General features: G+C 68.3%; 5 protein-coding genes and 1 pseudogene. 4 read left to right on the forward strand and 2 right to left on the reverse strand.

The features are described from left to right. From E8A12_RS06055 to E8A12_RS06065, 3 genes and pseudogenes are all read left to right on the forward strand, one after another. Positions 1–451: pseudogene (locus E8A12_RS06055) on the forward strand (DEAD/DEAH box helicase); the annotation flags it as partial. A gap of 133 nt (positions 452–584) precedes the next feature. Beyond that, a complete protein-coding gene (locus E8A12_RS06060; protein WP_293366983.1) occupies positions 585–1,643 on the forward strand; it encodes a GGDEF domain-containing protein in 1,059 nt (352 codons plus the stop codon). Positions 1,644–1,726: 83 nt separating this feature from the next. Further along, entirely contained in the window at positions 1,727–2,527 is an 801-nt protein-coding gene (locus E8A12_RS06065; protein WP_293366984.1) for an enoyl-CoA hydratase/isomerase, read from the forward strand. Positions 2,528–2,551: 24 nt separating this feature from the next. Here E8A12_RS06065 and E8A12_RS06070 read toward each other — a convergent pair whose 3' ends face one another. Continuing rightward, positions 2,552–2,728, reverse strand: coding sequence for a hypothetical protein (locus tag E8A12_RS06070; protein ID WP_293366986.1), 177 nt, complete (start codon positions 2,726–2,728; stop codon positions 2,552–2,554). A 147-nt stretch (positions 2,729–2,875) separates the two neighbouring features. On the opposite strand from E8A12_RS06070, the gene E8A12_RS06075 reads away from it, so the two are divergent. Beyond that, entirely contained in the window at positions 2,876–3,241 is a 366-nt protein-coding gene (locus tag E8A12_RS06075; protein WP_293366988.1) for a response regulator, read from the forward strand. 15 nt (positions 3,242–3,256) lie between these two features. Here the strand turns inward: E8A12_RS06075 and E8A12_RS06080 are convergent. After that, on the reverse strand, positions 3,257–4,322 hold a 1,066-nt coding region (locus tag E8A12_RS06080), incomplete at its 5' end, for a DUF3089 domain-containing protein (RefSeq protein ID WP_293366989.1).

Below are 4,322 nucleotides of genomic sequence, written 5' to 3' on the forward strand. Positions count from 1 at the left end.
CCGCGACCGCGACCGCGACCGCCGGCCTCGCCCGGTGCCGGTCCACGGTGAAGTGGCGTCCATGACACCCTTCGACCCGGCGACTGCGCCCGAGCCTTCCGCCGTCCCAACCGAAGCCGCGCCACGCCCCGAACGCTCGCGCGAGCGCAGCGGCCGCGGCCGCCGCGGCGAGCCTCGCGCCGAATCCGCCCCGCAGGCGGCCCAGGCGGAAGCCGCAGCGCCGGCGCCGGTCCGTGAGGCGGCTCCGCCGCGCCGCGAACCGGAGCGTCCGCGCGAGCGTCCAGAGCGCAGCCGCGCTGCGCCGGAGCGCCAGCCCGAACGGCGTCCCGATCCCCCGCGTGGCGAGCGCGGCCGTCGCGACCGCGAAGAGGGCGACGACGGAGTGGTGGGCTTCGGCCACGACGTACCGGCGTTCCTGTCGCGTCCGCCGCCGCCCCGCTCGGAAGACTAGACCGTCGACCCGAGCGGAACAGTGCGCGGCATGGCGCGCCCTTTAACGCTTAGTTGGGTGTTCCGGCCGTAGGGTTCTTCCCCAGTATAGGCGGTCCGCATGAGGCGGCCGGCCTCCTCGGGAAGATCTGAACATGTCGGTGGACGTCCAGACCGCGCTCCGCAGCCCCAAGTCCTATGAGCTCGCGCGCACGGCGCTGGAGGTCATGGAAGCCCATCAGGTCTGGCCGACCGTCCGCAACTTCGAGCTCTGGGTGCACTATGTCGCCGAGAAGGAGAGCCCGCTCGCCCAGGAGATCGACCGCCTGCTGGCGGCCGGCGAAGCGATCACTGAGACCATGGGCGAGGCGCTGGCCGCCCAATTCCTGCCCGAGGCCAAGCTGAACGGCGATATCCTCGAAGCCGGCGACGTGCTGTCCAAGGAATTGCAATCGGTCACCGCCGCCATCGGCGCGGCCCAGCGGTCCAGCGAAGAGTACGGCCAGGAACTGGCCATCGCCTCCGGGCGCCTGACCGAGGACGACGCGAACACCGTGAAGTCCGTGGTCGAAGACCTGACGGTGGCCACCCGGAAGGTGCAGGGCGAAAACGCCGTGCTGGAAGGCCAGCTGGCCGAGACCACCGCCGAACTCGGCCGCCTGCGCGAGAGCCTCGACCAGGTGCGCCGGGACGCCATGACCGATGGCCTGACCAACTTGGCCAACCGCAAGGCCTTCGACGAAGGCCTGGAGCACGCCTGCGAAATCGCCGACGCGGCTGGCGAAGGCATGACCCTGGCGATCATCGACATCGATCACTTCAAGGGCTTCAACGACGCCTGGGGCCACCAGATCGGCGACCAGGTCCTGCGCTATGTGGCGAGCGTCATCGGGCGGATGGGCGCCCATCCGCGCATGGCCGCCCGCTATGGCGGCGAGGAATTCGCGATCATCTTCCCGACCGAGCACGGTCGCACGGCCAAGGCGGTTCTGGAGGAGATCCGCGAAGAGGTTTCGTCCCGATCGCTGAAGCGCCGCTCGACCAACGAGGACCTGGGCACCATCACCGTCTCCGCCGGCTACGCCGAACGGATCGCAGGCGAAGGCGCCATGAGCCTGGTGGAACGCGCCGACGCGGCGCTCTACGCCTCCAAGCACGCTGGCCGCAACCGCACGACCGCGGCCCAGCCCATGGCGGCGGTTGCCGCGGCCTAGGTTAGCCGCGGCGCTTTCAGCTAGGCTTCCGCAAGGGTAAAGTCCTTTAGATCGGGCGACAGTCCCGAACTGGAGGAATTCCCATGGATGGCGCCCAATCTCCCGCAAAGGTCCGGACCGAGGTCCAGGGCAAGATCGGCATCATCACCCTCAACGACCCGGCGACGCTGAACGCAGCCGGCGTGGAGCTGATGGATGGCCTGACCGCTGCTTTTGAGGGCTTCGTCGCCGATCCGGCGGTGCGCGCCATCGTGATCACCGGCGAAGGCCGCGGCTTCTGCTCCGGCGCCAACCTGTCGGGCGGCGGCGGACGGATAGCCCAGAACCCCAATGGTCCCAACCAATCGCTGATCAAGGTCTACAATCCCTTCGTCAGCGCAGTGCGCAAATCGCCCAAGCCGCTGGTGGCGGCGGTGAACGGCGTGGCGGCCGGCGTGGGCGCCTCGCTGGCCTTGGTCTGCGACCTGATCGTCGCCGGCGAAAGCGCCTATTTCCTTCAGGCTTTCCGCCGCATCGGCCTGGTGCCGGATGGCGGCGCGACCTACCTGCTGCCGCGTCTGGTCGGCAAGGCCCGGGCCATGGAGCTCGTCCTGCTTGGCGAAAAGCTCCCGGCCAGGACCGCGCTTGAGTGGGGTCTGATCAACCGGTGTGTGCCGGACGCCGAACTGATGTCGGCGGCCCTGGGCCTGGCGACCCAGCTTGCCGACGGCCCGATCTCGCTCGGCTACACCCGCAACCTGATCTGGGCCTCCATGGACGCCGCCTGGCACGAGCAGGTGGAGGCCGAGGCCTACGTCCAGGGCGACGCCTCGCGCACCGAGGACGCCCGCGAAGGCATCATGGCCTTCGTCGAGAAACGCTCCGCGGAGTTCAAGGGCCGCTGAGGCCGCCCAAATCCGGCGCCTTATCTAGCGCAGGCGCACGACCGCGATTGCGATGGCGATCGCCACCAGGCACAGGACCAGCACGATCGCAGCGCTGCGCAACGCCAGCTTCAGCAGGCTGATCTGCAGCGCCCAGCGCGGCCAGGGGCCATGGATCAGCTTATACTCGGCGTCGACGTCTGGCGGGCGTTCCGGGTCCATGGCCCATGATCGCCCGCGGTGAAGAACAAGTCACCGGCCTGCGATCTCAAGCGAAGTCTTTCGCTATTTGCGTTGCGTCAATGGCTTGTGGCGTGAGAATTGACAGATTGTCGCACCCTCGACACGGTTGCTTATCCCCGGTCTGCCATGAAGGATCTTCACACCGCCCGCCACGCGCTGATCATCGAAGATGAGATGCTGATCGCGCTGGAGGTCGAGAGCCTGCTTCACGACTTCGGTTTTGAGAGTTGCGACATCGTCGACAACCCCGCCGACGCTGTGAAGAGCGCGCTGGCCCACCGGCCCGACCTCGTGACCGCGGACATGCGCATCCTGGGCGGCACCGGCGTCGAGGCTGTCCGGGCGATCACGGAGCAGCTAGGGCCCGTGCCGCACATCTACCTGACCGGCAATCCGGACATGTTGATCGGCCAGACCGCCGCGCCCGTGGTCGACAAACCCCTCACCCGCCGCGCCCTGGCGGAGGCCTGCGAACGCGCCTGCGCGGCCTGAGGCGCTATCGGTGCGTTAGTGCGCCCTTGCGTAGGCGGCGCCCTCAGTCCTGACGATCCGCACGAGATCGCCCATCGAATGATCGACGTCGATCAGGTGGAGGCCCCATGACCAGTCCGGCCCCGTCGGACGGATGATCTCTCCCGCCAACTCGTGGGTCCGGGGTCCCTTTAGATCCGCGTTCACGTGCATCTCCAGCCAGGTGAAGTCGCCCTTGGAGACGCACTCGGTCGTGATCAGGCCAGGGACCTTCACGAACGGCGTGTCGATCTTCGTTGGCGGCGTCGTCCAGTCCGGTTGGGTCGCCCCGCCGGAGCCGTTCAGGAAGCCCTTGGTCAGGAAATAGCCATCGGGCGCGCCGCGGCCGCTCTTCAGGTCGGCCGGATTGGTGCAGGCGGCGCGCAGCTCGCCGCGGCCACGCCCGAAGCGGGAATCCGGCGGCGGCGGATTGCTGTCGCGGAAGCTGGAGTAGTTGATCACGCAGCCGAGCTGGTCTTCGGCGTGGCAGAGCGGGATGGTCTTGAAGGTGCCTCCCACGTCTTTGCCTGGCGGCACGAGCACCGGGGCGCCCAGGACCAGGGCCGAGATGAACTGCTTCTGGATCGGCTTGCCGTCGATCTCCGCGGCGGCGAGGCGGGCGATGACGCCGGCGCCCTGGCTGTGGCCGATCAGGACGACGCCGCGGCCCTTGTTCTCGTGCTGCAGATAGTAGTTCCACGCATCGACGACGTCGTTGTAGCCGCCGAAGTTGGCGGGCGGACGCTCACCGGCCGGCGGCTTGCCGCCGCTGGCGACCCGAAGCGCGGTCAGCGTGGTCTGGCGGTACATAGGCGCGAAGGTCCGGCAGGCCGACCCGAAACGGGCGAACTGCAGCTTGATGTCGTCCCACTCCATCTTGTCGGGGACGAAGTCGGACTGCCAGCCGGGATCCAGCGAGACGGTCGGATAGACGAAGAAGCAGTCGATCTTCGGGTCCTTGGCGGGCGCGAACCTCTCGATCGAGGTCTTGCCGCTCGGCGCGATCACCGTGGCGTCGAGGTCAACCTTGCACTTGTTGTCCTTGAGGTCCGGACGGCAGAGC

Source organism: Phenylobacterium sp. (assembly GCF_004799395.1).
Lineage (GTDB): Bacteria > Pseudomonadota > Alphaproteobacteria > Caulobacterales > Caulobacteraceae > Phenylobacterium.

What these genes read in the sequence shown, in the direction of transcription:
- E8A12_RS06060 (WP_293366983.1), top strand. Translation starts at nt 585, where the DNA reads ATGTCGGTGGACGTCCAGACCGCGCTCCGCAGCCCCAAGTCCTATGAG.
- E8A12_RS06065 (WP_293366984.1), top strand. Translation starts at nt 1,727, where the DNA reads ATGGATGGCGCCCAATCTCCCGCAAAGGTCCGGACCGAGGTCCAGGGC.
- E8A12_RS06070 (WP_293366986.1), bottom strand. Translation starts at nt 2,728, where the DNA reads ATGGACCCGGAACGCCCGCCAGACGTCGACGCCGAGTATAAGCTGATC.
- E8A12_RS06075 (WP_293366988.1), top strand. Translation starts at nt 2,876, where the DNA reads ATGAAGGATCTTCACACCGCCCGCCACGCGCTGATCATCGAAGATGAG.